27 protein-coding genes and 1 tRNA gene are annotated in these 24,196 nt (G+C 69.8%); 9 read left to right on the forward strand and 19 right to left on the reverse strand.

The window, feature by feature from the left end:
- Position 1 precedes the first annotated feature (1 nt).
- The 6 genes from ACIA5G_RS06925 to ACIA5G_RS06950 all read right to left on the reverse strand — a co-directional run bounded on the left by ACIA5G_RS06925 (position 2) and on the right by ACIA5G_RS06950 (position 5,828).
- Positions 2-562 (reverse strand): YbaB/EbfC family nucleoid-associated protein, encoded by a 561-nt coding sequence (locus ACIA5G_RS06925; protein WP_395921236.1) that lies wholly within the window; start codon positions 560-562, stop codon positions 2-4.
- Positions 550-906 (reverse strand): hypothetical protein, encoded by a 357-nt coding sequence (locus ACIA5G_RS06930; RefSeq protein WP_395921237.1) that lies wholly within the window; start codon positions 904-906, stop codon positions 550-552. The genes ACIA5G_RS06925 and ACIA5G_RS06930 overlap by 13 nt, the downstream gene beginning before the upstream one ends.
- Positions 903-1,442 carry a hypothetical protein gene (locus ACIA5G_RS06935; protein WP_395921238.1) on the reverse strand — a complete coding sequence of 180 codons (540 nt, stop codon included), beginning with the start codon at positions 1,440-1,442 and terminating at the stop codon, positions 903-905. Before ACIA5G_RS06935 ends, ACIA5G_RS06930 begins: the two co-directional genes overlap by 4 nt.
- A gap of 38 nt (positions 1,443-1,480) precedes the next feature.
- Positions 1,481-2,692 carry a putative T7SS-secreted protein gene (locus ACIA5G_RS06940; protein WP_395921239.1) on the reverse strand — a complete coding sequence of 404 codons (1,212 nt, stop codon included), beginning with the start codon at positions 2,690-2,692 and terminating at the stop codon, positions 1,481-1,483.
- Positions 2,689-3,213, reverse strand: a complete 525-nt coding sequence (locus tag ACIA5G_RS06945; protein ID WP_395921240.1) for a hypothetical protein — start codon at positions 3,211-3,213, stop codon at positions 2,689-2,691. Before ACIA5G_RS06945 ends, ACIA5G_RS06940 begins: the two co-directional genes overlap by 4 nt.
- A gap of 137 nt (positions 3,214-3,350) precedes the next feature.
- Entirely contained in the window at positions 3,351-5,828 is a 2,478-nt protein-coding gene (locus tag ACIA5G_RS06950) for an endonuclease/exonuclease/phosphatase family protein (RefSeq protein WP_395921241.1), read from the reverse strand.
- Positions 5,829-5,954: 126 nt separating this feature from the next.
- Between ACIA5G_RS06950 and ACIA5G_RS06955 the strand changes: the two genes are divergently transcribed.
- Positions 5,955-6,926, forward strand: a complete 972-nt coding sequence (locus ACIA5G_RS06955) for a CapA family protein (protein ID WP_395921242.1) — start codon at positions 5,955-5,957, stop codon at positions 6,924-6,926.
- Positions 6,927-7,217: 291 nt separating this feature from the next.
- Here ACIA5G_RS06955 and ACIA5G_RS06960 read toward each other — a convergent pair whose 3' ends face one another.
- Entirely contained in the window at positions 7,218-7,664 is a 447-nt protein-coding gene (locus ACIA5G_RS06960; RefSeq protein WP_395921243.1) for a limonene-1,2-epoxide hydrolase family protein, read from the reverse strand.
- A 16-nt stretch (positions 7,665-7,680) separates the two neighbouring features.
- A complete protein-coding gene (locus ACIA5G_RS06965; protein WP_395921244.1) occupies positions 7,681-8,604 on the reverse strand; it encodes a TauD/TfdA dioxygenase family protein in 924 nt (307 codons plus the stop codon).
- A 340-nt stretch (positions 8,605-8,944) separates the two neighbouring features.
- On the opposite strand from ACIA5G_RS06965, the gene ACIA5G_RS06970 reads away from it, so the two are divergent.
- Positions 8,945-9,247: a hypothetical protein gene (locus ACIA5G_RS06970; RefSeq protein ID WP_395921245.1), complete on the forward strand. Its 303-nt coding sequence runs from the start codon at positions 8,945-8,947 to the stop codon at positions 9,245-9,247.
- Entirely contained in the window at positions 9,244-9,816 is a 573-nt protein-coding gene (locus tag ACIA5G_RS06975; protein ID WP_395921246.1) for a hypothetical protein, read from the forward strand. Before ACIA5G_RS06970 ends, ACIA5G_RS06975 begins: the two co-directional genes overlap by 4 nt.
- Here ACIA5G_RS06975 and ACIA5G_RS06980 read toward each other — a convergent pair.
- Positions 9,809-10,579 carry an SDR family oxidoreductase gene (locus tag ACIA5G_RS06980; protein ID WP_395921247.1) on the reverse strand — a complete coding sequence of 257 codons (771 nt, stop codon included), beginning with the start codon at positions 10,577-10,579 and terminating at the stop codon, positions 9,809-9,811. The genes ACIA5G_RS06975 and ACIA5G_RS06980 overlap by 8 nt on opposite strands.
- Positions 10,580-10,766: 187 nt before the next feature.
- Here ACIA5G_RS06980 and ACIA5G_RS06985 point away from each other — a divergent pair, with 187 nt between their 5' ends.
- The gene (locus tag ACIA5G_RS06985; protein ID WP_395921248.1) at positions 10,767-11,693 is read left to right on the forward strand and encodes a Kelch repeat-containing protein; all 927 of its coding nucleotides are present in this window, start codon (positions 10,767-10,769) and stop codon (positions 11,691-11,693) included.
- A gap of 59 nt (positions 11,694-11,752) precedes the next feature.
- On the opposite strand, the gene ACIA5G_RS06990 is transcribed toward ACIA5G_RS06985, so the two are convergent.
- The 4 genes from ACIA5G_RS06990 to ACIA5G_RS07005 all read right to left on the reverse strand — a co-directional run bounded on the left by ACIA5G_RS06990 (position 11,753) and on the right by ACIA5G_RS07005 (position 13,042).
- Positions 11,753-11,840: transfer RNA gene (locus ACIA5G_RS06990), tRNA-Ser, on the reverse strand.
- Between the two features lie 33 nt (positions 11,841-11,873).
- Positions 11,874-12,077, reverse strand: a complete 204-nt coding sequence (locus ACIA5G_RS06995; protein WP_395921249.1) for a CsbD family protein — start codon at positions 12,075-12,077, stop codon at positions 11,874-11,876.
- A gap of 30 nt (positions 12,078-12,107) precedes the next feature.
- A complete protein-coding gene (locus ACIA5G_RS07000; RefSeq protein ID WP_395921250.1) occupies positions 12,108-12,536 on the reverse strand; it encodes a nucleoside deaminase in 429 nt (142 codons plus the stop codon).
- Between the two features lie 23 nt (positions 12,537-12,559).
- The gene (locus ACIA5G_RS07005; protein ID WP_395921251.1) at positions 12,560-13,042 is read right to left on the reverse strand and encodes a tRNA adenosine deaminase-associated protein; all 483 of its coding nucleotides are present in this window, start codon (positions 13,040-13,042) and stop codon (positions 12,560-12,562) included.
- A gap of 77 nt (positions 13,043-13,119) precedes the next feature.
- Here ACIA5G_RS07005 and ACIA5G_RS07010 point away from each other — a divergent pair, with 77 nt between their 5' ends.
- Positions 13,120-14,349: a M20 family metallopeptidase gene (locus ACIA5G_RS07010; protein WP_395921252.1), complete on the forward strand. Its 1,230-nt coding sequence runs from the start codon at positions 13,120-13,122 to the stop codon at positions 14,347-14,349.
- Here ACIA5G_RS07010 and ACIA5G_RS07015 read toward each other — a convergent pair.
- On the reverse strand, positions 14,346-16,292 hold the full coding sequence (locus ACIA5G_RS07015) for a phosphocholine-specific phospholipase C (RefSeq protein WP_395921253.1): 1,947 nt from the start codon (positions 16,290-16,292) through the stop codon (positions 14,346-14,348). The genes ACIA5G_RS07010 and ACIA5G_RS07015 overlap by 4 nt on opposite strands.
- Before the next feature lie 71 nt (positions 16,293-16,363).
- Between ACIA5G_RS07015 and ACIA5G_RS07020 the strand changes: the two genes are divergently transcribed.
- From ACIA5G_RS07020 to thrS, 4 genes are all read left to right on the forward strand, one after another.
- The gene (locus ACIA5G_RS07020; RefSeq protein ID WP_395921254.1) at positions 16,364-16,741 is read left to right on the forward strand and encodes a VOC family protein; all 378 of its coding nucleotides are present in this window, start codon (positions 16,364-16,366) and stop codon (positions 16,739-16,741) included.
- A 25-nt stretch (positions 16,742-16,766) separates the two neighbouring features.
- Positions 16,767-17,234, forward strand: coding sequence for a heme-degrading domain-containing protein (locus tag ACIA5G_RS07025; RefSeq protein ID WP_395921255.1), 468 nt, complete (start codon positions 16,767-16,769; stop codon positions 17,232-17,234).
- A gap of 63 nt (positions 17,235-17,297) precedes the next feature.
- Entirely contained in the window at positions 17,298-17,921 is a 624-nt protein-coding gene (locus ACIA5G_RS07030) for a dihydrofolate reductase family protein (RefSeq protein ID WP_395921256.1), read from the forward strand.
- Positions 17,922-18,081: 160 nt separating this feature from the next.
- Entirely contained in the window at positions 18,082-19,305 is a 1,224-nt protein-coding gene (gene thrS / locus ACIA5G_RS07035; protein WP_395921257.1) for a threonine--tRNA ligase, read from the forward strand.
- On the opposite strand, the gene ACIA5G_RS07040 is transcribed toward thrS, so the two are convergent.
- From ACIA5G_RS07040 to ACIA5G_RS07060, 5 genes are all read right to left on the reverse strand, one after another.
- Positions 19,235-20,059, reverse strand: coding sequence for a MerR family transcriptional regulator (locus ACIA5G_RS07040; protein WP_395921258.1), 825 nt, complete (start codon positions 20,057-20,059; stop codon positions 19,235-19,237). The two genes, thrS and ACIA5G_RS07040, sit on opposite strands and share 71 nt — an antisense overlap.
- Before the next feature lie 112 nt (positions 20,060-20,171).
- Positions 20,172-20,999, reverse strand: coding sequence for an ABC transporter permease (locus ACIA5G_RS07045; RefSeq protein ID WP_395921259.1), 828 nt, complete (start codon positions 20,997-20,999; stop codon positions 20,172-20,174).
- Positions 20,996-21,889 (reverse strand): ABC transporter permease, encoded by an 894-nt coding sequence (locus ACIA5G_RS07050; RefSeq protein ID WP_395921260.1) that lies wholly within the window; start codon positions 21,887-21,889, stop codon positions 20,996-20,998. The genes ACIA5G_RS07045 and ACIA5G_RS07050 overlap by 4 nt, the downstream gene beginning before the upstream one ends.
- Positions 21,886-22,935 carry an ABC transporter ATP-binding protein gene (locus ACIA5G_RS07055; protein WP_395921261.1) on the reverse strand — a complete coding sequence of 350 codons (1,050 nt, stop codon included), beginning with the start codon at positions 22,933-22,935 and terminating at the stop codon, positions 21,886-21,888. Before ACIA5G_RS07055 ends, ACIA5G_RS07050 begins: the two co-directional genes overlap by 4 nt.
- Positions 22,932-24,158 (reverse strand): extracellular solute-binding protein, encoded by a 1,227-nt coding sequence (locus ACIA5G_RS07060; protein WP_395921262.1) that lies wholly within the window; start codon positions 24,156-24,158, stop codon positions 22,932-22,934. Before ACIA5G_RS07060 ends, ACIA5G_RS07055 begins: the two co-directional genes overlap by 4 nt.
- Positions 24,159-24,196: the final 38 nt, after the last annotated feature.

Consider the following 24,196-nt stretch of genomic DNA (forward strand, 5'->3'; position numbering starts at 1 on the left):
CTCAGACGTCGAAGACGGTGTCGTAGGGCTCGTCGTCGTCGGCCGGCGTTTGCCTGCGCGGCCTTTGTGGCTGTGGTGCTTGCGGTGCCGGTGGTGCTTGCGGTACCGGCGGCTGGGCGACCGGCCTCCCGGCGGAGACGGCTTCCCGGATGGCGGCGGTGATGGTCCGGCTCAACGTGACGGCGTCGAACCGCATGGCCTCGGGCGCGAGCCGCACCTCGCTGACGACGCCACCGGGCCCGGCGAGAACGGTGACGGACCGATCCGGCGAGACGACGATGGTGTGGTTGCTCCCGGCGATGCCCGCGAGGAGGCGCTGGTTGTCGGCTTTGCGGTCTTCGATCTGCTTGAGCTGCCAGCGCATTTCCTCGATCAGCTGCGGGTTGTTCATGGCCTCCCCTGGTATCGCGTGAATTCGTAGCGCAAAGCCGCCCCGTTCGGGGCCATGGCGGAGCCGGCGAGGTTCGTGTCCGCGACCTCCCTGCGAAGCGACCATCAAACTCGGGCAGAGTTCAGAGGTGCTCCAGTCGAACTGCGAGGCAGCGAGGCTCAGGTCGCCCACGGCCCCGGCCTCCCCGGCTGAATCTGGTTCGGCGCGTAGACGAACTCGTAGTACTTCCCGACCTTGTGCTCGATCAGGCCATACCCCCGGCTATACCCCACACGAAGGAGATCCTCCTGGTCCAAGCCGATTTCGTCGAATCGGACATAGACCTGTCGACGGCCGTCGAGCTGTGCGGCCAGGAGCGCCATCTGGTGTTCCCGGGGTTTCCGGGATTTCCTGAACCGGATGACGTTCACCGTGACGCCGGCGGCCAAGAGCCCGCCGAGCACGATGAAGCCGAGCACGTAGGCCGCTGGAGAAGTCGGGGAGTCCGTCGCAGCGGCGGCCACAACGCCTGTCATCCGCTCTCCTGTTCACTGCGGAGGCTCCAAGCGACCTTTGCCGTGGCTTCGGCCACGGCGGGCCAGGCGTCCTCAGACTCGGCTACCACCGAAAGGATCACCACGGACCGGCCGTCCGGCAGCGGGATCTGGTACTCCGCCTTGATCTGGGTGCGCACGTCGTGCTCGGGCAGGTGGAACTCGCCGCCACTGAACGCCACGAGCGCCGGGCCGATCGGCAGTCGCACCGGTTGAACGACAGACCGCGGGTGGCTCTTGCGGTACTCGGCGGCCATCGCCGCGACGACGGCGTCCCGGTTGCCCGGCGAGGGCTCAGGCCACTGGACCACGCCCAGCGTCAGGGTCGCGACATCACCCTTTCGGCGGCCGACCGCGAACTTGCCGAACACGCGGATGCCATTGGCCTGCATGGTCGGCACCAGCGCCATCAAGTAGCTGCCGAACTGTTCGATGCTCGTTCCGGCACCGGCCGCCAGGTTCTCGGCGACCGTCCAGGCATGGCCGCGGTTCATCTTGTCGTCGGTGCCCACCGGCATGCCCGCGAACCCGGGCGGCAGGTCGATTTGCAGAGGCATCAGTTCCACACCTCGTCTTCCGCACGCTCACGGCGCCGCTCCGGCGCGTTGTCGGCCTGCACACCGGCTTCAGTCGCGTTGCCCAACGCCACCGCTGCCCACGGCGCCGGCCCGGCGATGAGCGACGAGCCCGCTACCGCCCACTGACCGGCGTCCTTGGGAACCCAGTAGCTCTTGAAGTCTCCCCACGGGCCTTCGAAGCTTTTGTCGGTGGCTCCCGCGACCGCCTCGCCCGCGAGTTGCTCCGCCGGCAAGCCGTAGGTCCCCAGCTTGAGCGCCCAAGTCGGCACGCCCGGCGCCATGCCCGCCAGCGACGAGATCGCTCCGAGCGCATCGAAGGTCAGGGTCTCGGTGGCAACATCCGCTCCGGCGGCCTTCGCAAGGGCATGTCCGCCCAGAGCGCCTAGGCCCACGCCGGTTGCGATCGCGCCGACGACCTCGCTGGCCGGATCGGGAAGCCAGTCGCTAAGCAGTCCGAGGCCATTGCCGATGTCGCCCATCACGTCCGAGAGCTTCGACAGTAGCTCCGCATGGTCCTGGACGAAGTCCCACGCGTCGTCCACGCCGTCCGCGATGGTGTTCGTCAAGTCGACAAGTGCCCCGCCGGCCGCGTCGCTCAGTTTGTCGAGCAGGTCCGGCTCGTCCGGGGCCAGCTCCTTCGCCTTCCGCAACGCCTCCGCGACCCGGACTGCCGCCTCCGTGTGCTCCTGCTGAAGCTGCTTCGCCGCGTCCTGGATGTTCTGGCAGCCGTCGATTGCCGACTGGAGTTGCTGGCCTGCGTTGTCGAGCAGCTTCTGGGCGATCTGGAGGGACTGCTGGTCGGGGAACGTCCGGTTCGCCAGTGCGAGGTCCGGGTTCGCCCGCGCCGCCTCCGCCGCCTGGGCCGCCGCCTCTGCTCGGGCCTCCAGGTCCGCCGCGCGTTTCTGCAGGTCACCCAGCTGCTGGGCCCACGCTTCGAGCGCGTCCGCGGCCTCGCCCATCGAACGGGCTGCGCCCTCGAGATACTGCGGCAGCGGGCCGATGCGCCGTGCGAACGCGTCGCTCGCTTCGCCCTGCCAGATGCCCTGCTTCCGGACGATCTGACGCAACGCGTCGTCGGCCTCGGTCAGGTCCTTGCTCACCGCCCGGTACTTGCTCGCCAGGTCCGTGACGCCGTCGAGGTCGCCGGGCGCCGGGTCGAAGCCCAGGGCCGGGAAGTCCTGGGTGCTCATCGGTCGAGTCCGTCCAGGATGTCGGTGATGCCGCCGGTCGCGCCGCCGCCGACCATGCCCTCGTCGGGCTCGGCCAGCTTGTTGATGCCCGGCACACCACCGGTGACGCCGCCGCCCACCATGCCGCCGTCGCCCATCGGCGCCTCGCCGGACGGCTGCCCGATCCGGGGATGGTCGGCCTGGGTCCCGGTGCCGGGCCCGTCGCCGGGTGCGTCACCCAGCACCGCCGAGCCGAACTTCGTCAGCTGGCCGCCGAACTGCTCCTCGATCTGCTCGTACTTCTGCTTCGCCTCCTTCAGCCGCTCCGTGATCTCCGAAGCCGCGTCGCCGAGGCGGCCGATCCCGTAACCCCACGCTTCCTCGAACTCGACGCCCGCTTTGCCCAGATCCGCGTTCCCCAGCGAGCCGAATGCCCCGCCGCCGCCGAGCTTCTTGTTCGCGTCGGCCATCCGGCCCGCCGCTGTGTCCAGGTCGTTGATGAGCTTGCCCAGCTCGTCGACCTTCACCGCATACCCGTCCACGCCACCCTCCCCTGATGGTCCCGTCAACCGTAAGACGGCGGTCAACGCTACGCGGTTTCATAGTCACCCGAAGGAGTGGGCAAGGAAAAGGCCACCATCGGGCGGAACCGTCCGATGGTGGCCGTTGAAGCCCGGACTTACGGCAGGTACTTCCCGAAAATCTGCTCCAGGTAGTCGAGCAGGTCGTTGATCCCGTCCTGGATGGCGTTGCCGCTGCTCGGCCGGAACCGGATCACCTGCGGGTCGTGGTCGCTGGCCTGGTCGGCGAACTCCGCGTTGATGTGGACGACGTCGTAGTCGACCCCGCGCGGCGCCTTCGACGCCAGGATGTGGTCCAGCACCTGCGACTGCCCCTCGAACACGTAGCTGTACCGCTCAGCCTCGGGCACCGACGCGATCAGGTCCTTCAGCGCGCCACCGGCGGTGAGCGTCTGGACCGCGGGCGAGAACGGGTAGTCGTTGAGGTCGCCCGCCACCACGATGTTCGCGTTGCGATCGGCCGTCAGCAACGAATCCACGAACCCGCGCAGCACCGTCGCCTGCTTCGCCCGCTGCACCTCGGAACTGCGCACCGGCGGCTGGTACCGGCCGTGCGTCGGCTGGTCACCGCCCTTGGAGTTGAAGTGGTTGGCGATGACGAACACCGTGCGGCCCTTGAAGACGAATTCGCCGGCGAGGGGCTTGCGGCTGTTCTCCCAGGCTTCGTTCGTCGGGTCGACGCGGCCCGGCGACGCCGTCAGGTGTGCCTTGCCGTGGTCGCGGACGACACCCACGGCAGCCGTCGACGTCCCGCCCGGCCGGTCCACAAAGGACACGCGCGCCGGGTTGAACAGGAAGGCCACGCGGATGTTGCCGCCCGGCTGACCACCGTCCTCGTCGTTCACCGGGTCGATCGAGCGCCACTGGTAGCGCGGGCCGCCCTTGGCCACGATGGCGTCGGTGAACTTCTGCAGCGTCTGGTCCGCGACGACGGTGCCGTCGTCGGTCGCGCCCGTGTTGTCCTGGATCTCCTCCAGGTTCACGATGTCCGGCGTGGCCAGGTGCGTCACGACCGCTTCGCCGAGCCGGTCGTACTTCGCCTGCGGGTCACCTGGCGCCAGGTTCTCGACGTTGTACGTCGCGACGGCGAGCTCGCCGGACCGCTGCTTGCGCGTCGACTCCGCCTGCAGCCCGTTGTCCTTTTCGGTCCCGAGCACGCTCGCGAACAGCGTGTAACCGCCGAAGTTGCTGTACTCGACCGGGCCGGACGTAGTGCCGGTCAGCAGGTCGCCGACGTTGAGCTTCGGGAACGGCCGCTGGTCGAACGAGATCAGCGACTGCACCTTGAGGACACCGCTGTTGAGCTTGTCGTAGCCCAGGTACACGCTGCCACCGCGGACGGACTTGTGCTGGTCCGGCTTGGTCGTCACGTACAGCTCGTTGAACGAGTTCGACGGGCCGACAACACGGGCGTCGCTGACCGAAACGATCTCGCTCTCGTGCGACTCCCAGAAGTCCAGCGCGTACTTCGCCGGCTCCAGGGTGAGCGGCTCGATGTTCCCGCCCGGCGCCGGCGCGTAGGCGACCGGCACGGTGTCGGGGTTCAGCACGGTCGGCGCGGGCAGGGGGTTCCCGTGCGAGCCGACCGTCCACTGTGCACTGCTCAGCTCGGTGAGCGACTGGTAGTTCGACGTCGCGGGTGCGTCCGGGTAGAACTCGCGGACGGTGCCGGCCGCGGTCACCGCGTCGCCGACCGCCACGGCCGGGCTGGTCGAGCCGGTGAACACGAACAGGCCCTCGCTGGTGCGCGGGTCGTTGTCCGGGTTCGGGTCGGTGAGCCAGAAGCCGCGGACCGAGCCGAACGTCCGGGTCGCGGTGACCACGCCGGTGACGTCGCTGACCTTCTGGTCCTTGAAGGGCGAAATGCGCGTGGTGCCCTGGATTTCGTGGATCTTGGCCGGAGTGCCCGGTTCGCCGGGGTCACCGCCGCCGGTCGTCTCACCCTTGGTGTTCGTCGGGGACGGGGCGCCGACGGTGAAGTCGGTCGCGTTGTCGTCGGTGTCGGTCAGCGCCGTGCCACGCGCGACGGACGTCGAGTTGGCCGGCGCGGCCGTCGGAGCGCCTTCGCGCACGGTTGCCGCGCCGAACCCGACGAGGTCCTTGATCCGCGCGTCGGCGGCGCAGTCCGCGGCGGTCTTGCAGGTCAGCGCCGTGGTGCCGGAGACGAGGGCGATCGTGCCCGCGGTCGCCGACATCGCGATCGTGCCGGTCGCGTCCGGGGTGGGCAGCGCGACGGTGCCGCCGCTGCCCTTGCCCTCGGCGACGAGGTAGCGCCCACCCGGCGCGACGCTGCCGGCCAGCTGCGTCACCTGCCACGTGCTGGACGCGCCCGGCGAGCCGGGCAGGTACTGGACGCTGAAGCCGTCGACGCTCGTCGCCGCAGTACCGTGGTTGGCGAGCTCGACGAAGTCGTTGGTCAACGTGGCGCCGGAGTTGCCGCCACCGCCGTAGACCTCGGCGATGACCGCGTCGGCGCTGGGTGCCGCGAAGGCGGCCGGTGCGGCCACTCCGCCGAGCACCAAGCCGGACGCGACGGCCACCGTCAGCGCGGTCTTGGCTCTGTGGGTCTTGGTCACCCTGAGTCCCCTTTGTGCTTGAACAGTCGTGGCATAGTCCCCCGAACAGATGAGGAGGAGGAAGACAAAGATGCAACGATTCGTAACAACTACTTTCGTCGTCACTCGATCGGCAGAGCAGGCTTCGTGATCACGCTGGTACTCGGCGGAGACGTCAACATTCAGGGCCGCACGAAGCCTTCGGAAGCGTTCGCCCGGCTGGATCCCCTGCTCGAGGGTGCCGATCTCCGGTTCGTGAACCTCGAAGGCCCCCTCGACGCGCCGATGGCCGAAGCGCTGACGGCGGCCGGCATCAACGTCGTCTCGTGCGCCAACGACGTCACCCACCCGCCGGCCGCGGCGATGGCGAACCTCGCCGTGCTCGACGGCGCGAAGATCGCGCACTGCGGCGCCGGCGCGAACCTCGAAGCCGCGCACGCGCCCGCCGTGCTCGAGCGGTCCGGCGAAAAGGTCGCATTCCTCGCATACACCTCACTTCGCCGCGCCTTCGGCCAAGCCGCGCAGTCGGGTTCCCCGGGCGTCGCGCAAGCGTTTGCGACCACGGCTTACCAGCCCGATCCGCGGGTCGCGGAGATCCCGGGCCGGCCCCCGGTGGTCCGCACGACACCGGTGCCCGAGCACCTCGAGCGGCTCGTCGCCGACGTGAAGCAGGCCAAGACGGAGAACGACCACGTCGTCGTCTCGATGCACTGGGGCCTGCCGGGCCCCGACCTGGCCGAGTACCAGGTCACCTACGGGCGCGCCGCGATCGACGCCGGCGCCGACCTGGTGGCCGGGCACGGCCCGCACAGCATCCAGGCCGTCGAGGTCTACCGCGGCCGCGCGATCCTCTACAGCCTCGGCAACCTCGTGTGCGACTGGCCGGCGATGCGCGGCCGGCACCTCGACGGGCTGCTGGCCGGCTGCATGTTCGGTGACGAGCCCCGGCTGGAGCTCATCCCGGTGCGGCGGGGCGCCGACAACGAGTGCGAGCCGCTCGCCGGGGACGAAGCGGCCAAGGTGCTGCGGTACGTCGCCGACGTCTCCGCGCTGCGTTCCACCACGGTCACCGTCCGGGATGGAATCGCCTCGGTGGCCGGCCTAGGCGTTGGCGCGTAACGGATCGCGCGCGAGCCGTCACCGCACGCGCTGTGCCTGTCACCCATCCGGCGCATCTGCCTTAAATGCTCCTCAAGGACCGGAACAACCCGCGTGAAGCGGAGGTACGGTCTGCGTGAGCCGCCGGAAAAGTGGCACAGACCACTCCCCGTCAGCTCACCCGGCACGAACATGTGGGGGAGGGAGAACCATCATGTGGGGGCTGATTGTTCTCAGCTGCGTGTTCGTGCTGGTGCTGGGGATAGCCGCGGTCGTGGACCTTCGGGACCACGACCGCGGCGAGCACCGGGTCTAGCGGACCGCCTGCCTTCCCTTGTAACGGCCGATGAGCGTGCGCGCGCCGGCCAGCGCGACCCGCCCGGCGCCCTTCGCGCTCGCGGCCAGGAACGTCGTCCAGTCGAAGTAGTCGCGCCACAACACGATCCGGCCGCCTTCGACCTCGAACGTGCCGCACACCCAGAACTCCGCTTCCCACGCGCCGCGGCGCAGCACGTCGGTGCGTTCGGTGAGCACGACGTTGCCGTCCGCGGCGATGTGGTGCGTGCGCGCTTCGAACCCAGAGCCGTACTTGGCCATGAAACGCAGCTGTTTCTCGACCGCGGCAACGCCGCGAGCGGGCGGCAACGGCACGTTCTGGTACACGATGTCGCTCGCCGCGAACGTCAGCGCCCGGTCGACGTCGAGGTCTTCCAGCGCCTTGAGGAAACCGGTCACCACTGCCTGGGGTTCATCGGTCATGTCCCCAGGCTAAGGCTCAGAACGGCCGATCGCCCGCGATGGCGACGCGCTCCGCGATCCGGACGTGCGGGTGGTAGTCGTTGACCGCGTAGTGCTGCGTCGCGCGGTTGTCCCAGAACGCCACCGAATTCGGCCGCCAGCTGAACCGGACCTGGAATTCGGGCGTGTGGGCCTGCAGGAACAGGTACCGCAGCAGCCGGTCGCTCTCGGCCCGGTCCAGCCCGACGATGTGCGTCGTGAACGCCTGGTTGACGAACAGGGTGCGCCGCCCGGTCTCCGGGTGCGTCCGGACCACCGGGTGCTCCACCGGCGGGAAGCGGTCCTGCCACTGCGCGAGGAGCGCAGGATCGGAGAACCTGTCGAAGCCCGGGAGGTAGTCGTGCACCGCGGTGAGCCCGTCGATGCGGGCGCGGACGTCCTCGGGCAGGTTGTCGTAGGCGGCGGCCATGTCGGCCCACATCGTGTCGCCGCCGACCGGCGGCACCTCGATCAGCCGCAGCACCGAGCCGAGCGCCGGGTTGGGGCGCCAGGTGACGTCGACGTGCCAGATGTTCTCGTAACCGGGCATGGCGGCGGTGCGTTCGAAGCGCGTGACGGCGTCGTCGTCGCCCTTCGGGATGAACGGGTTCGTCTCCAGCTGACCCCAGTTCGCGGCGAACGCGCGCTGCTGCGCCGACGTGATTTCCTGGTCGCGGAAGAAGACGACTTTCCATTCGAGAAGCGCACGATTGAGGTCTTCGCGCAGCTCGGGGGTCAGCGGCTCGGCCAGGTCGACGCCGGTGATCTCGGCGCCGATCACCCGGCTCAGCGGGCGGAGGGTGAAGCGCTCGTACGGCTCGCCGCTCCCGCTTCGGTGCAGGACGCGGGGGCCTTCGACGATGCCGTGGTCGGGCGCGACGGCCTCGCGCAGCTGAATCCGGGCAGGCAGGTCTACGGACATGGTTGTGCTCCAAGGGTTTTCGGGAAATTCGGACGCCGGGTTCGCGTCAGGACGCCGGGTTCGCGTCAGGCAGGGGGCGAGCCCAGGCGGCCGCGGCGCAGGAGCAGCTCCACGGTGCCTTCCCCGACCGACCGCTTGGAGGCGCGGCCGTGCCACCGGATTGGCGTGCTTTCCGAGGTGGCGGACATGCGCTCATGGTGTTCTTCCTCCCGCCCTGCGGTCAAGACGTCCACTTGGTGGAACACGATCAACGCTGCAGGTCACCGCGATGCGGGCGGCGCGGGCGCATGAGGCAAGATCTTCCACGATCGGGTGAGCGCCCTTGACGACGGAGGTCCCCATGCCGGAAGGCAGAGGCTCGCGGATCGACAGTGATCAGCTGCGCAACGCCGCCGACCTGCTTGACCAGGCCGTGGCGGCCGACGACAAGGCCGCCGGCCGGTTCGCCGAAGCCCGCGTCGACGCGACGCCGTTCGGCATCTCACCGCAGGCCCGCGAGCTCGCGGCCCGCTGGGCGGCGGCCCTCGCTGCACGCGAAGCGGACGCGCGCGTCCTCGGCGATGCGACGTCCGACCTGGCGGGCCGGCTGCGGATGGCGGCGCGAAGCCCCGGCTTCCGAGGGCGGATAGCGGTGGCGCCGTGACGTCGGAGGTGTTCGAACACCCCGCGTTGACGGCGGCCGCTTCTCGCCTGGCGACGCTGCGCGAGGCGGCGGGCCGCATCGGCGCCCCGGACCCGGTCGCGGTGCTGCGGCACCTCGACTGCGCACCGTCGTCGATCAGCACGTCCGCCACGACGGTCGATGCGGGCGCGCTGCTGGTGACGTCGGCGCAGGCCGAGTTCCGCGCCGGCGTCGACCGGGCGGAAACCGGCGGCAGCGCGGAGACGTTCGGCACCTGGGCGGACACAGTGGACGGTCAGTACGCGTCAGCGGCCCGGGCGGCCGCGTCGACCGCCGCGCTAGGCGTCCGGATCGCTTCGGAGCTGGACGCGCTGGCCACGTCAGCCGCCGCAGAGGTGTGTGCACTGGCCGACGCGGCGTCGACGTCGGTGGCGGCGGTCCTGACGGGCGACCGCTCGGCCGAAGTGGTGAGCACGGTGAGCGTCACGTGCACGGCCGTCGTGCGGGTGGTTTCCGCCAAAGTCGCGTCGCTGTCTTCGCTGGCGGCGGAACTGGAGCCGTTGACGGCGCCGGCGGTCCAGCTCAGCTGAAGTGGTCCCGCGCCCATTCGTCGAAGGTCCTCGCCGGGTGCCCGGTGACTTTTGTTACGTCCAGCGAGACGGGCTCGGGATCGTCGACCAATGACGCCCAGTACGGCAAGGCGCTTTTTGCGAATTCCGCACCGAATTGTGTTGCCGCCTCAGCGATCGGCTGTTCTTCCCACCGCACGGGGATTCCCATCGCTTCACCGATCATCTTCACCTGGTCGGCTTGCGTGAGCGCTTCGGGACCGGTGACGAGGTAGATCTGCTTCGTGTGGTCTGCAGTGAGAGCCTTCACGGCCATATCGGCGACGTCGCGTTCGTGGACGAGAGAGCGTTTGGCTTGACCGTAGGGCGCTTTGACCGTTCCGCTTTTCGCTTGGTGTGCCCAGCCGAGGGTGTTGGCGGCGAGGCCGGTGACGCGGAGGAACGTCCAGTCTTCGGTGACGTTCTTGATGGCGTCCTCGACCTGGCCCCAGCTGCCTCCGTCCTCCGCAGACATGGCTGAGAGATAAACGATCTTCTTGTCTTTGAAGGGTTTGAGCGCTGCTTCGATGCCTTCGGCGTGAAAGAAGGGCCAGAGCAGGTAAACGGCGTCGACCCCCTCGGCGGCTTCGGCGGGGTTGGTGATGTCGCCCTGGACGACTTCGACGCCTTCGGGTGCTTTCGACGGATCTCGGACGAGGACCCTGACTTCGGTTTCGGCGTCCAGCAGACCGGCGACGACGTGGCGTCCGGTGTGACCGGTGGCTCCGGTGACGAGGACCTTCATGGTGTGCTCCCTGGTGATCGGCTTGTGCCGTCCACGGTCACACTTCAAGTCCCCTTCAAGTCAAGCGCGGGACGCGATTCGGTATCGACGAGCGCGGAAGTGCAACAACGACCGTGACGGCCGAGACCTTGCTCTTACCCCTTGCGACACGAGGGAATCAATCACCGAACAACGAGGGCGGGCAAGAATGAGCAAACAATGGAAAGACCGGCCGCCACTCCGGACAGCACGGTTCGGACACGACGTGGCGACGGCGCACGGGCACATCTACGTCATCGGCGGCGCGGACGCGAACGTGGCCCTCCACTCCGTCGAAGCTCGCCGAGTTGACGGGGACGGCGAGTGGCACGAAGTCGCCCCGATGCCCACTGCCCGAGGCCAGCACGGGGTAGGCGTCGTCGACGGAATGATCTACGCCGTCGGCGGCATCCTCCAAACCGAGCGCAGCACCGATGCGGTCGAGCGCTACGATCCGGACACTGATCAATGGTCGGCGAACACGCCCCTGCCGACACCTCGCGCTGTAGCCGCAGCTGCCGGCCTGAACGGGTTGCTCTACGTCGCGGGCGGCACCATCGACGACACCGACACCGATGAACACGCCACGGACTCCGTGCTCGTGTTCGATCCGCACGAGGAACGGTGGTCGCCGGTCGCCTCGATGCTGAACCCGAGAGCGCGCCACAGACTCGTCGCCGCGGGCGGCCACCTGTATGCGATCGGCGGGCTGCGAAGCTTTTTCCAGGAAGCTTTCAGGACGGTGGAGCGGTACTCGCCGAAATCCGACACCTGGGAAGCCGTGCCGTCGATGCACCAACCGCGAGCACTGCCGGGAGCGACCGTGCTCGGGGGCGACCGCATCGTCGTGGTCGGCGGCGGGCCCGGGCCGTTCCAGGATCGCCTCGGCCGCCAGCGCACCACGGAGGTCTACGACCTGCACACCGAGAAGTGGCATCTTTTGAGCACGCTGCTTCCCCACGGAACGTCGTCGCTCGCTTCCGCGCCGGAATCCGAAAACACCGTGCTGGCCATCAGCGGCAGCACGGTCGTCAACCGCGTCCCGACGCTCGACCCGGATGTGCTCGCGCTGAAAATCCCGCCGGCTGATCACTAGAAGTGCTTGAACAAGACCAAAACCCCCGGCCGACTAGGTCGACCGGGGGTCCGGTTGCGCGGTGGCGGTGGGATTTGAACCCACGGACGGGGATTAGCCGTCACACGATTTCGAGTCGTGCTCCTTCGGCCGCTCGGACACGCCACCGCCGAGAACAGTACCGGAGGACCTACCCGAGCCTCACGAGGGGTCACCGGGGCGGGGCGAACGCCGCCTGACCTGGGCCTCCCGGAAACGGTCGCGCAGGTCGTGGGCCACTTCGGCCACCTGGGCGCGGCGGCGCTGCATGCGGCCCGACGACTCCAGGCGCCGGTTGCCCGTGGCCTGGCCGAGCTTCGAACGCGCTCCGCCGACCGCTTGCTGGACCTTGTCCTTCATAGTCATGTCGGAGGGGTACCCACCAACGCACCGACATCAGCGCCGCGTGGCGAAATACGTCTCCAGGATGGAGGCGCACTCCGCCGAAAGGACGCCTCCGTGGACCTCCGGCCGGTGGTTCAGCCGGCGGTCGCGGACGACGTCCCAAAGGGACCCGACCGCCCCCGTCTTGGGCTCCCACGCGCCGAACACCAGCCGCGAGATCCGGGCCAGCACCAGCGCGCCCGCGCACATCGTGCACGGCTCCAGCGTCACGGCCAGTGTGCAACCCTCGAGCCGCCAGCCGTCGCCTGCCACGCGGGCTGCCGCGCGCAGGGCCAGGATCTCCGCGTGGGCCGTCGGGTCGCCCAGCTCGGTTCGCGCGTTGCGGGCCGCGGCCAGCGGGACGCCGTCGGGGCCGAACACGACCGCCCCGATCGGCACGTCCGCGCCGGGGGCGCGCGCGGCTTCCAGCGCGGCCTCCACGGCCTCGGTGTCGGACGGGCGTCTCAGAGCTCGTCCAGGAGCTTGGCGAACTCGCTGCCGAACCCGACGCGCTGCGCGATCATCTGCAGCTGCTCGTCCGGGTAGAGGTCGACCTCGCCGACGATGACCTCCAGCTCCGGCGCGGGCAGCCCGAGATCGGTGAGGATCTCCAGGTCGCCTTCGGGCCAGACGGAGTCGTCCTCTTCGTCCGGTGGATCGACGCGCAGGACGTCGAGGACGTCCGCCGCGATGTCGTAGTCCAGCGCCGCCGCCGCGTCCGACAGCAGCAACGACGGCCCCCGGGGGCTCGGCCGGACGATCACGAAGAACTCGTCATCGACGGCCAACAGCCCGAAGGCCGCACCGGTGGAACGTAGTTTGCCCAGTTCAGTGATCGCTGCGTCCAGCTCGGTCAGCGCCCCCGGGTCGAGCGCACTGCACCGCCACCGACCGTCTTCCCGGACCACGGCTACCGCGAAGCCCGTGACCGGCTCATCCACCGCCATGCGCACACCGTATTCCGCCGCCCGACCGAGCGCACGCACGGTGCGCCCGAAGCGCCGCATGGGGCACTATCGGGAGCATGACCGGCCCCACTGACCTGCCCACGCTGCCCGGCACGCCGTTCGCCGGGCTCCTCGACGACGCGCGGGCGCTGCAGGACAGCACCGTCGCACTCCGGCGCGCCGTGCACCGCCACCCGGAACAGGGGCTGCACCTGCCGCGCACCCAGGCGGCGATCCGGGACGCCCTCGACGGCCTGCCGCTGGAGATCACCGAAGGCAAGGCCACGACGTCGCTGACGGCCGTCCTGCGCGGCGGGCGGCCCGGCCCGGCGGTGCTGCTGCGCGGCGACATGGACGCGCTGCCGCTCACCGAGGAGACCGGGCTGGACTTCGCGTCCGAGGTCGAGGACACGATGCACGCGTGCGGCCACGACACGCACGTCGCGATGCTCGCTTCGGCGGCGCGGCTGCTCGCTGAGCGGAAGGATCAGCTGGCCGGCTCGGTCGTCTTCATGTTCCAGCCGGGCGAAGAGGGCCACCACGGCGCCCGGTTCATGATCCACGAAGGCGTGCTCGACGCCGCCGGGACGCGGGTCGAGCGCGCGTTCGGCCTCCACATCCTCGCCAACCTGCGCAGCGGGCTGCTGTCGGTCCGGCCGGGCCCGCAGATGGCGTCGGCGGACTCGTTCACGGTGCTCGTGACCGGCAAGGGTGGCCACGGCTCCGCGCCGCAGCACACGATCGACCCGGTGCCGGCGGCCGCGGCGATGGTCGGCGCGCTGCACACGATGATCACGCGCCGGGTCAGCGTGTTCGACCCCGCCGTGCTCTCGGTGACGCGGATCCAGGCCGGCACGACGACGAACATCATCCCGGAGACCGCCGAGCTGCAGGGCACGATCCGCGCGCTGTCCGAACACACGCGCGCGCTGGTGCGTGCCGAACTGCCGAAGGTGTGCGAACAGGTCGGCGCGGCGTACGGCTGCCGCGTCCTCGCCGACGTCGAGCCGGGCTACCCGGTGACCGTCAACGACGACCGCGTCGCCGCCGAAGTCCTGACGCTCGGGGAGGCCGTGCTCGGCCGGGAGAACGTCGAGCTGATGGCGGACCCGCTGATGGGTGCCGAAGACTTTTCCTATGTGCTGCAACGCGTTCAGGGCGCGTACGCGTTCCTGGGCGCGTGCCCGCCCGGCGTTGATCCCGCCGAAGCGGCCGCGAACCACTCGAACCGCGTCCTCTTCGACGAAGACGCGATGCCCAACGGCGTCGCCATGCTCGCCGCCTTCGCGCTGGACGCCCTCCGTTAAGGGCCGGTGCGCGACGGGCGGCCGTCCTCCAGGTGCCCGGCGAAGCGGCGGCGCCACCCCGGCGCCTCGAAAGTGACGTCGTACCAGCCGTTCTTCGCCGGCACCGGGAAGTCGTGCGAGCCGCCGGGCGGAAGGGTGACGGCGTTCAGCACAACCGACGCCGGTCCATTGTTGGTCACCGTGACCCGCAGTGCGGGTGTGCTCACGAACGTGACGGCGGCATCGAGGCCCACACCGCCCGAAGCCTCGACGACAAAGCCGTTCGGCCCGTGGATCGCGATGTCGTACGACCCGCTGTGCGCGATTTCGCCCGTCGTGGAGCCGCCGGGGCCGAGGTCGAAGCGCTGTGACGTCCCGCCCGCGTGATAGGCGTACGCGGCCAATTGCAGCGCTTGCGTTCCGTGGTTGGCCAGGTGCAGCTTCAGCAGGTTCGGCTCGACCGCGGCCCAGGCGACCGGCTGGTACGGCAGCGGGCGCGCGTTCGCCGTGCCGGGCTCCTGCACCAGCGCGCCCGGCTTCAGCCCGGGCTTCGGCAGCCGTGACTGCGTCCGGTCGGCTTCGGCGCGCAACGCGTCCGCGTCGGGCAGCAGCGGGATCGTCGTGTTGTGCGCGCGGAAGTCGAAACAGCTGGTCAGGTCACCGCAGATGGCCCGGCGCCACGCCGAGATGTTCGGCTCGCGGACCCCGGTCCACGCCTCGAGGAACCGCAGCACCGACGTGTGGTCGAAGACCTGCGAGTTCACCCAGCCACCGCGGCTCCACGGCGAGACGACGGTCATCGGCACCCGCGGCCCCAGTCCGATCGGGACGGGAGCGCCGGACGCCCCGCCCCGCTCCGGCCGGTTTCCCGGCAGGTACTCGCCGGGCGTTCCGGGTGGCGGGGTCGGCGGGAGGACGTGGTCGAAGAAGCCGTCGTTTTCGTCGTAGTTGATGAAGACGACGGTCGATTCCCACAGTTCCGGCTTGTCCCACAACGCTTTCAGCATCCGCTGGAGGTAGGCGGCGCCGTCGACCGGCCGGGCCGCGGGGTGCTCGCAGTAGCCGTACGGCGCCACGACCCACGACACCGCGGGCAGCGTGCCGGCCGCGCAGTCCGCGAGGAACTCGGCCAGCACGTGGTCGAGGTCCTTGCCCCGGCCGGAATCGGGCAGCAGCTTCTTGCGCAGGTTCGCGCGCTCGGCCAGCCGCTGCTTCAGCGGGTCCATCGAGTACAGCGAGTCGTGGAAGTTCCGGAACAGCCACAGCGGGTTGTCGCCGTAGTCGCCGACGAAGTGCTCGGGGACGCCACGCTCCTCGTCGTTGGCGTAGATCCGCCACGAGATGCCTGCTGCCTCCAATCTCTCCGGGTAGGTCGTCCAGCGGAACGACGGCTCGTAGTCGGGGAAGTTGTGCGTGACCGGCCCGCCGGCGACCCCCTCGGGGTCGATCGTGCCGGTCCAGTGGAACAGCCGGTTCGGCTGGGTCGGGCCCTGGATCGAGCAGAAGTAGTGGTCGCAGAGCGTGAACGCGCTCGCCAGGGCGTGCTGGAACGGGACGTCGTCGCGCGCGAAGTGCCCCATCGTCATCGGGCTCTTCGCCTTGACCCAGCTGTCGTACGCGCCGTCGTTCCACGCGCGGTGCGTGCTGTTCCAGTCGTGCGGCAGCTCGCCGAGGTCCTGACCGTCCACGACGGACGTGTCGATCCGGAACGGCAGCACCGGACCGTCGCGGCCGCGCTGGCGGAAGACGTCCCGCAGGGCCGCGCGGTCGCCGAAGCCGCGTACGCCTGCCATGGTGCCGTAGTAGTGGTCGAACGACCGGTTCTCCTGCATGAGCACCACGACGTGGCGGACGTCGTCGAGCGTGCCCGTGCGCGCCGGGACCGCGCAGGCCGCGGGCAGCGCGCCGGCCACCGTGACCGCGGCCGCGCCGCCGAGCACCGTGCGTCGCCGGATCCGGCCCATGCCCACCTCCTCCGGCGCGAGCCGTTTTCCACCGACGAGGAGTACCTTCACCGCCGAGAGAGGTGAGGCCCATGCTCGGCTCAGCGGATCTGGTCGCCTTCGCACCGTCGACCGACCTGGAGCGCTCGCGTGCCTTCTACACGGATGTCGCCGGGCTCGAGTTCATCGAGCAGTCCTCCTTCGCTTGTGTGTTCCGCAGCGGCGGCACGATGCTGCGCGTGACCGCCGTGCCCGAGTTCACGCCGCAGCCGTTCACGGTGCTCGGCTGGGCGGTCGCCGACATCCGGGTGGCGGTGGCCGAGCTGCGTGGCCGTGGCGTGGAGTTCCTCACCTTCGACACGCTGCCACAGGACACCGACAAAATCTGGACCACGCCGGGTGGGCGGATCGCCTGGTTCCCCGATCCGGACGGCAACGTGCTGTCCCTCACCGAGTTCGCTGGCAATTAAACAACAGTGTTGATTTAATGGGGACATGACCGAAGCCGAACGCCTCGCCCAGCTCGCCGAGCAGGAGGAACGCCTCCAGTTCACGAGGTTCGACAACGAGACCGCGCTCGCCCTCGGCCAGCAGCTGCTGGCGGCGGCGCGGGAGCGCGAGCTGCCGGTGACGATCTCCGTCCGCCGCAACGGCCAGCGGCTCTTCCACGCGGCGCTGCCCGGGACCTCAGCCGACAACGACGCCTGGATCGAGCGCAAGAGCCGCGTCGTCGACCGCTACGGGCACAGCTCGTTCCTGATCGGCACGCAGTTCCGCGTGCGGGGCGGCACGTTCGAAGAGCGCTCCCGCCTCGACCTGGACCTCTACGCCGCGCACGGCGGGGTGTTCCCGGTGCTGGTGCGCGGCGTGGGGCCGGTGGGCACGGTCGGCGTGTCCGGGCTGCCCCAGGCCGACGACCACGCGTTCGTCGTCGAGCAGCTGGAGCTCTTCCTGGCTTCCTGAATATGTCGATCCGGCGCTTCCTCGCGCGACGGGTGGGTGAAGACCCGCACTCGAGGAGGCACCATGAGCAAGCTGATCGCCACGACCTTCCTGACCCTGGACGGCGTCTACCAAGGCCCCGGCGGTGTCGAGGAGGACACCTCCGGCGGCTTCGACCAGGGCGGCTGGGTGACGCCGTTCTACGAGGAGGGCATGCAGGAGCTCGCCACGGAGTGGATTTCCGGCGCCGGCGCGTTCCTGCTCGGCCGGCGGACGTACGACATCTTCGCAGCGCACTGGCCGAAGGTCACCGACCCCGGCGACCCGCTGGCGTCCCGGCTCAACGGCCTCCCGAAGCACGTCGTTTCGCGCACGCTGTCGAGCTCGACCTGGGCGAACACGTCCTTCGTCGGCGGTGACGTCGTCGAGTTCGTGCGGGACCTGAAGTCCCGTCCGGGCCGTGAGGTCCAGGTCCACGGGAGCGGCGCGCTGCTGCAGACGCTGATCGCGCACGACCTCGTCGACGAGTACCGGCTGTGGCAGTTTCCGGTGGTGCTGGGCAAGGGCCGCCGGCTCTTCCCGGACGGTGTCACGCCGAAGGCGTTCGAGCACGTCGAGACGCGCCACACGGCCGCGGGCGTGAACGTCCTCGTCCTGCGACCGGCCGGCAAGCCGCGGTTCGACACGTTCCGGCTCGTGGCCGAATAAGGACTCGCGCGCGCTGCTACCGTCGATTCCATGAAGCGCGCTGCGAACACGACGACGCCGGAGAGTGTCCCGGCGCGCTGAACGACGTTTTCGAGCCCGGGGCGGTTGCCCCGGGCTTCGTCTTGTGGTCATCCGCCTCGCCGTCCACGAGGAGTCCACAATGCACGACCACCGCAAGCTCGGCCGCGAGCTCGGCCTGTTCGGCACCGACCCGCTCATCGGCGCGGGCCTGCCCTACTGGCTGCCCGACGGCGCGCTCGTCCGGCACAGCCTGGAGGAGTACGTCCGCGACCTCGAACGGCGCGCGGGGTACCGGCACGTCCATTCGCCGGTGCTCGGCAAACGCGAGCTGTACGAGATCTCCGGGCACTGGGCGCACTACCGCGACGAGATGTACCCGCCGATGGACGTCGGCGGTGAGCAGCTCGTGCTGCGGCCGAGCCTGTGCCCGCACCACGCGCTGATCTACCGTTCGCGCGGGCGCAGCTACCGCGAACTGCCGCTGCGGATCGCCGAGCTCGGCGGGATGTACCGCGCCGAGCTGTCGGGGGTGCTCGGCGGGCTGAGCCGCGTGCGCGCGATCCAGCTCAACGACGCACACGTCTTCTGCACCCTCGACCAGGTGGAAGACGAGGCCGTCGCCGCCCTGGCGCTGATCCGGCAGGCTTACGACGCGCTCGGCATCAGCCCGGCGCGCTACCGGCTGTCGCTCGCCGGCGAGGGCGGGAAGTACGTGGCCGGGGACTGGGACCGCGCCGCGGGCATCCTGCGTGCGGTCCTCGACCGCAGCGGGCTGGCGTACGACGCCGTCGAGGGCGAAGCGGCCTTCTACGGACCCAAGATCGACGTCCAGATCGCCGACGGCGCGGGCCGCGAATCAACCCTGTCCACCGTCCAGGTCGACTTCCACCAGCCTGAGCAGTTCGGTCTCGAGTACGTCGGGGCGGACGCGGCGAAACACCGGCCGGTCATGGTGCACCGCAGCATCATCGGCAGCGTGGAACGCGCGGTGGCGCAGCTCGTCGAGGTCCACGGCGGCGCGTTCCCGGCCTGGCTCGCGCCGGTGCAGCTCCGGCTGCTGCCGGTGTCCGAAGCGGAATTGCCGTACGCACAAGAGGTTCTCGACCGGTGCGGGGACCTGCGCGTGGAAATCGCGTCGGAGGGCAGCCTCGGCGCGCGGATCCGGGAGGGACGGCTGGTGCCTTACCAAGCCGTGATCGGGGCGCAGGAGGCCGCCGCGGGAGCGATTTCGGTGCGGCTGCGCGACGGAAGCCGCCTCGACGCGCAGCCGGTGGACGAAGCCCTGGCCCGGATCAGCGAGCAGTCGCTGCGGCCAGCCAGTCGAGCGCCGGTGCCAGGCTTTCCGGCGCGGCCCAGCCGTTGATCACCGCGAGCAGTTCCAGGTAGCGCTCACGGCGTGGGTCGCCGACGTCGCCGAGCCATTTCCGCAGCTCAGCGGGGTCGCGCCCGAGGATGATGGCCGCCGCTCTCGGCGAATCCGGCGCGACCCCGGCTTCGACGGCGTCGCGCAGTTCGGCGGCCAGGCCGCGGCGCAGGCCGCCTTCGTGCTGCTCCACGAGCCGGCGCCAGAGGGCACGGAAGTCCGCGTCCTGCGTCATTTCGGCCAGCTCGACCCAGGCCTCGATCTGTTCGGGGCCCGGGTTTTCCGGCAGTTCCGGGGTCAGCGTGCGGGCGACGCCGGCGAGTTCCGGACGGTCGCCCAGTGCGGCGGTGAGGAAGTCGTCGACCAGGCGACGGCGTTCTCCTTCGGACAGCCGGGCCAGCTTGTGCATGAGCGTCGTCTCCTCCGGGGTCGGGCCGCGGCGGGCCACGGCCGTCAGCACCGCGCGGCGCAGCCGCAGCACGCGGATCTCCACTTCCAGGGCCTCGGCGTGCCTCGCCGCGATCTCGGCGACCGTCGCCTCACCGTCGACGATCCGCTGGATCGAGGCGAGGTCGAGGCCGAGGTCCCGGAGGGTGCGGACGAGGCCGAGCCGGGCGAGTGCGGCCTCGTCGTACCGGCGATGACCTGCGGTGTTGCGTCCCGACGGCGGCACGAGACCGCGGTCGGAGTAGAACCGGACGGCCTTGATCGTCAGCCCGGTGCGCCGGGCCAGGTCGCCGATCGAGTACCGCATGCCGCCCAGCCTGGCACCTCCCCTCGGGGGAGCCGCAAGCCCGACTTCCACCCGATCGTGTCGATCACATGTTCGACTTTCGACGGTAGAGTCGATCACATGAGCGAACGGACTAGGTCTCCTCCCGGATCCGGGTGACCAGCTGGGTCGGGTTCACGAACCGCAAGGCGACGACGAGGAGCAAGAGCATGGAACCGGTGTAGATGGTCGCCATCGCGTCCACCGACTGGTTGGCCCGGATGCCCGCGGCGAACACGGAGTTGTAGAGCGCCACCACGAGGGTCGTCGAGTCCGGGCCGGCGGTGAGGAACGTCAGCTCGAACATGCCGACCGTGCGCACGAGCACCAGGATCGACGCGGCCAGGATCCCCGGAAGCAGCAGCGGGCCGAGGATCCGGGTGAACACCGAGATCGTCCGCGCGCCGGACATGCGGGCCGCGGCCTCGATCTTCGGGTCGATCTGCTCGATGAACGGCGTCATGGTCAGCACGACGAACGGCACCGACGGCACCAGGTTCGCCAGGATGACGCCGGTGGTCGTGCCGGCGAGGTGGAACTTGTACAGCACGGTGGCCAGCGGGATGCCGTAGGTGATCGGAGGGATCAGGATCGGCAGCACGAACAGCAGCATCACCAGGCGCTTGCCGGGGAACGAGCGGCGGGCCAGCGCGTAGGCCGCCGGGACGCCGACCGCCACCGACACGGCGATGACCACGAGCGCGACGACGGCCGTCGTGAGGAGGACGTCCGACAGGCCGAACTCGCGCCAGGCGTCGGCGTACCAGTGGGTGGTGAAGCCGTCCGGGAGCCAGGAGCCGAACCACTGGGTGCCGAACGAGTCGACGACGACCGAGAGCACCACGCCGGCGAGGTTGACGAAGAAGAACACCACGACGGCCCAGACGACCCAACGTCCGGGACGCGCGACCCAACCGGTCATCCCTTGCCTCCGGTCGCTCCGCGGTACAGCGTGCCGCGCCACGCCATGACCAGGCCGATCACGATCAGCATGACCAGTGCCATGAGCATCGCGACGGCCGAGCCCATCGAGTAGTCGTACTCCTCGAAGGCGGCGTGGTAGGCCGCGATCGAGATGACGCGGGTCTCGTTCGCCGGGTCGCCGACGAGCTGCGCGGAGGGGAACACCGAGAACGCCATGACGAACGAGAGACAGAAGGTGATCGCCAGGCCGGGAGCCAGCAGGGGCAGCGTGATGCGCCGGAAGCGCTGGGCCCAGTTCGCGCCGAGCGTCGCGGCCGCCTTCTCCAGGGAGGGGTCGATGCCCGAGAGATAGGAGAGCGTCAGCAGGAAGGAGAACGGGAAGCCGGTGATCACCAGCGACAGCAGCACGCCGGTGTAGTTGTGGATCAGCGGGAGCGGCTCGTCGGTGATGCCGAGGACGGTGAGGACCTTGTTCAGCCAGCCCGCCGGGCCGCCGTACATGATCAGGCCCTGCGCGGTGAGCACCGTGCCGAGCGTGATCGGGACGACCAGGATCGTCGTCAGGAGGCGCTTGCCGCGGACGCGGCCGCGCATCACGTACGCGATCGGGATGCTGGCGAGCACGTTGATGAACGTCGCGGGCAGCGCGATGCCGAGCGTCGTCCAGATCGTGTCACGCAGGTACTCGTCGCCGAAGAACCTCGCGTAGTTGGCGAAGATCCCGCCCTGGCGTGGGGCGAACGACAACTGGAGGCCGTAGAGGAAGGGGTACAGGAACAGGCAGGCGGTGACCAGCAGGCCGGGCACCAGCAGGAACAGGGTGCGGTCGATGCCGCGTTCGGCCAGGCGGTGACGCAACGCCGGGCGGGCGGACGTCACGGCGGTCACGGCGCGAACACCAGGACCCGCTCGGCCGGGACCGCGATCTTCGCGGTGTCGCCGGGGGCGAGGCGCTTGTCGGTCCGGAAGTAGACCGGCAGGCCGCTCGGCAGCCGGGCCGAGACGGACAGCTCGCGGCCGTGGTACTCGACGATCTCGACCGTGACGTCGAGGGCGTTCTCCGTGCCGTCGCCGACGACGAAGTCCTCGGGGCGGATCGCCACCTTCGCCGGGCCCTCCGCGAGTGACCCGCGGTTCGCGCCGGTGAGGCGGATCCCGTCACCCTCGACGGTCGCCGACGAGCCCGCGGCGCCGGTGAGCGTCAGGTCCAGGAGGTTGCGGTAGCCCATGAAGGACGCGACGTAGCTGTTCACGGGCTGGGCGTAGACCTCCTCGGGGGTGCCGATCTGCTGGACCGCGCCGTCGCGGAGCACCACCAGGCGGTCGGCCAGCGACAGGGCCTCCTCCTGGTCGTGGGTGACGTACACCGTGGTCAGCCCGAGCGTCTGGTGGAGGCGGCGGATCTCCATCCGCATCTCGAGCCGGAGCTTGGCGTCCAGGTTGGACAGCGGCTCGTCCATCAGGACGACCGCCGGCTCCAGCACGACGGCGCGGGCGATGGCGACACGCTGCTGCTGGCCGCCGGAGAGCTGGGCGGGGAACTTCGCCGCGTGCTCGGTGAGCTGGACCAGGCGGAGCGCTTCGTCGACCCGTTGGCGGGCCTCGGCGCGGCCGACCTTGCGCATCTTGAGGCCGAAGCCGACGTTGGCGCGGACGGACATGTGCGGGAACAGCGCGTAGTTCTGGAAGACCATCCCGAACCCGCGTTGCTCCGGCGGCTGCCCGTCGATGCGGGTGTCGTCGAGCCAGATGCTGCCGCCGGTCAGCGGGAGCAGCCCGGCCAGGCAGTTGAGCGCGGTCGACTTGCCGCAGCCGGACGGGCCGAGCAGGGCCACGAACTCGCCGCGGGTGATGGCGAGGTCGAGGCTGCTCAGCGCGTTCGCGGAGCCGAAGCTGCGCGAAACGCCGTCCAGCCGCAGCTGCTCGAACGTCACTTCTTGCCGACCTTCGAGCCGCCGACCGTCTGGTTCCACTTGTCGAACGCCTTGACCTGCTGCTCGGCCGGCAGCGACGTCTCCTTGGGGTACTGGGCGATCCACTGCTCGTACTCCGGGCGGCCGAACTGCTTGATCGTGTCCTGGCTCTTCTGCGGCGCCATCTGCAGCGTGACGTCCTTGACCGCGGGGCCGGGGTAGAAGTACCCGTCGTCGTAGGCGATGGCCTGCTGGTCCGGCTTCAGCATCCACGCGATCAGCTGGAGGATCGCCGACTCCTGGTCGGGTGAGAGGCCCTTCGGGATCAGGGCGTACTGGGCGTCGGTGACCCAGTGCATCGGCTGCATGATCGCGGTCTTGACCGTGTTGGGCACGGTGCCGAGCTTGCGCGGGTTGATGTCCCAGCCGGTCGTCGACATGACCATGTCCACCGAACCGGACGCGAGGTTCTTCATCGTCTCGGTCGTCCCGGACGGGTAGTACTTCACGTACTTGCCCAGCTCCTGCAGGAACGCCCAGGTCTTGTCCCAGCCCTTGTCCGGGTCCTTCGGATCCTTGTCACCGAGAAGGTAGGGCAGGCCCATCAGGAACGTCCGGCCCGGGCCGGAGTTCGACGGCTGGGCGTACTGGAACTTCTCCGGGTGCGCCTTGGCCCAGTCGAGCAGCTCCTGCGGGGACGCCGGTGCGGCCGGCACCGCGCCGGGGTTGAACTCCAGCAGCGGGCCCGACGGGTAGTAGACGACCTCGACGCCGTAACCGTTGGCGAGCTCCTGCATCTTGGCCGCGGGCTCGAGGTAGTTCTGCATCAGGTTCGGGAACCGGCCGGCGAAGTCCGGGAGGACCTTCGCCAGCGTGCCGTTCGCGATGCCGGCGGAGAGGCCGTCGGTGCCGCTGAGGACCAGGTGCGTCTGGGCGACACCGCCGTCCTGCTCGGCCTTGAGCTTGCCCGCCATGCTCGGCGCGGGCGCGGTCGAATAGGTGACCTTCGAGAGCACTTCCGGGTGCGCGGCCTTGAAGTTCTCGATCATCTGCTTGGTGAGCTGCAGGTTCCCCGCGATGTCGAGGATGTTCAGCTCGACGGGCTTGCTCGGCTTGTCCGGCACGGCCTGGGGATCCGCTGCCTGACCGCCGTCGCCGCCGGGCGCGCCGCAGGCCGCCAGGCCGGCGACCAGACCCACCGCCAGCACCACTCGTCGGAATCGGAAGCCGGTGCGACGCTGCATGGCTGCTCCCTAGGTCCATGATAATGTTGTATGTCGCA

This window comes from Amycolatopsis sp. NPDC051758 (genome assembly GCF_044453095.1).
In the GTDB taxonomy this organism is placed as follows: domain Bacteria; phylum Actinomycetota; class Actinomycetes; order Mycobacteriales; family Pseudonocardiaceae; genus Amycolatopsis.